Genomic DNA, 2,489 nt, shown 5'->3' with positions numbered 1-2,489 from the left:
TAAGTATTTATACTTATGCTCTTGGAGTAGAAAAAGTGAGAAACTAAAAAAGTTCTCAAAAAATATTCAAGTCAAGAAAAATGTCAAAGATAGAAGTAAAAAATCTAGACCACTTTTGTTCTAGAGCGAAAACAATTGACAAAAATCGCCGAATGTCTTTCTCTATAAGGGTTTCATCCCTCGAACCAATTTTTGCTTCCAAGCCAGCTAAACAAGATTTCTTTGACCGAATTTGGTTCTCTCGCATCCGTGTCTTAACCTGTCGGTGATTCACCAAGATGTGTCAGGCAGTCAGATAAAAAACTTGTTTCTGGGCGGGGAATCCCTACAATAGGAAACAGGATAATTAGTAGTAGATGAAAACCGATGGGTCAGTTTTTTAAACAAACTTTCGCTAGTTGCTTGGGAACTTTATTGGGATTATTGGTATTTTCGTCCCTAGGTGTGGGGGGATTAGCATTTCTACTGCTTTCTTTCCTGATTTCTAGCGATAGCTCCTCAGTTAAGGAAAAATCAGTCTTAGTCTTTAACTTAGCCACCAATATCAGCGATGCTCCCCCTAGTTCAAGTTTAGCCGATAGTTTGACCAGTGAGAGTCGGATCACTTTAAATTTGCGACAGGTGATAGCGGCGATCGAAAAGGCCGCCCTTGATGATAGTATTGTCGGTCTGTTACTCTACGGTCGCGGCACTGTCGGTGAATATGGCTATGCTACCCTGACGGAAGTGCGGCAAGCTTTGGCAAAATTTCGCCAATCGGGTAAAAAAATTATCGCCTACGATGTGGAATGGACGGAAAAGGAATATTATCTCGCTTCCGTTGCTGAAAAGGTGATTATTAATCCCGTGGGGAGAATGGAAATTAATGGTTTAAGTAGTCAACAAACCTTTTTTGCCGATGCACTAGAAAAGTATGGTGTGGGGGTACAAGTGGTAAAAGTGGGTTCTTTTAAAGGTGCGGTGGAACCCTATACGCGTCAGGATTTAAGTGTCCAGAATCGTCAGCAGCTGCAAACCCTACTCGATACAATTTGGTCTAATTATAGTGCCACAGTGGCCAAAAGTCGCAATTTAACACCCCAACAGGTGCAAACTATTTCTGATACTCAAGGTATTCTGGAAGCAACCACAGCGAAAAAGGCGGGTTTTGTTGATGAAGTGGCCCATTTAGATCGAGTAATTGCTTTAGCAAAGGATTTGACAGGAGAAGCAAAAAATAAAACTAATCAGGAGGAAACCTCTGGCTCCTTTTCGCAAATTTCTTTAGCTAATTATGCTAGTTCTCTCGATGATGAGGGGGGAGATAGTAGCGCTCAAATAGCGATAGTTTATGCAGAAGGGACAATCGTAGAAGGTCAGGGAGATAGAGGCGAAATCGGTGGGGATAAATTGGCGAAGGAATTGCGAAAATTACAAGGGAAGGAGGAGGTAAAAGCGGTAGTTTTGAGAATTAATAGTCCGGGGGGAAGTGCCACCGCTTCCGAGGTGATTCTGCGGGAAATTAAGCGTTTAGATGCGAAAAAACCGGTAATTATTTCTCTGGGTGATGTGGCTGCTTCTGGGGGTTATTGGATTGCGATGGGGGGTCAAAGAATTTTTGCCGATAATGATACAATTACTGGTTCGATCGGTGTGTTTGGATTATTGTTAAATATCCAGAAGATTGCTAATAATAATGGCATCGATTGGGATACTGTGAAAACTGGACAATTAGCCGATATATCTACTATTACCAGACCGAAAAATCCCCAAGAATTAGAAATTTATCAAGCGGCAGTTAATCGGTTCTATGATTTATTTATCGAGACGGTGGCCAAGGGGCGAAAATTATCCCCAGACAAGGTTAGAACTGTGGCCCAAGGTCGCGTCTGGACGGGAAAAGATGCGGTTAAAATTGGTTTAGTTGATCAAATCGGTGGCCTAGAAGCGGCAGTACAATACGCGGCCAAAACAGCTAAATTAGGAGATGATTGGAGTCTTAAAGAATATCCTCGATCGCAAAGTTGGCAAGAAGAACTTCTCTCTAATTTATTGCAAACCTATCTTCCTCCTCTCACTAAAAATAATCACCCTTTGACGCAGGAATGGCAAAATTTTCAGCAGGAATTATTGAAGTTACCTACATTTAATGATCCCCATAGTGTTTATGCTAAGTTACTTTTTAATCTCGATTTTCGCTGATACTTAGGTAAAAATAATGCCCGCTAATTCTGAAATTATTTAACAAAAATTTCTATGAATCGCCCTAATAGCGTTATTCTCGGTTTAGCCTATATTTTGGGATTGTTATCTACAGGTCTGGTAGATTTTAGTCCCCAGTTAAACCGATGGCAAGAAGTGGTAGTTAGAATTGTTATTATCAGTCTAATTACCCTGTTAACCACAACTTTTATCCGTCGTTTTTGGTGGCAAAGTCCCCCTAGAAAAATTTGGCTGATGGGGGGATTAATAGCTATATTTGCCGTTGTTTATCTAGAAATTCGTACTCC

General features: G+C 40.9%; 1 protein-coding gene and 1 pseudogene. Both read left to right on the top strand.

Features of this window, described 5'->3' with window-relative positions:
* Positions 1-366 precede the first annotated feature (366 nt).
* Positions 367-2,181 carry a signal peptide peptidase SppA gene (gene sppA / locus PX636_RS16775; protein WP_288117935.1) on the top strand — a complete coding sequence of 605 codons (1,815 nt, stop codon included), beginning with the start codon at positions 367-369 and terminating at the stop codon, positions 2,179-2,181.
* 54 nt (positions 2,182-2,235) lie between these two features.
* Positions 2,236-2,489: pseudogene (locus tag PX636_RS16770) on the top strand (ComEC/Rec2 family competence protein); the annotation flags it as partial.

This window comes from Microcystis sp. M53598_WE2 (assembly GCF_030067735.1).
GTDB lineage: Bacteria > Cyanobacteriota > Cyanobacteriia > Cyanobacteriales > Microcystaceae > Microcystis > Microcystis aeruginosa.
Note: the sequence above shows the minus strand (reverse complement) of the source record. Positions and strands in the feature narration are given on the sequence as shown.

What these genes read in the sequence shown, in the direction of transcription:
- sppA (WP_288117935.1), top strand. Translation starts at nt 367, where the DNA reads ATGGGTCAGTTTTTTAAACAAACTTTCGCTAGTTGCTTGGGAACTTTA.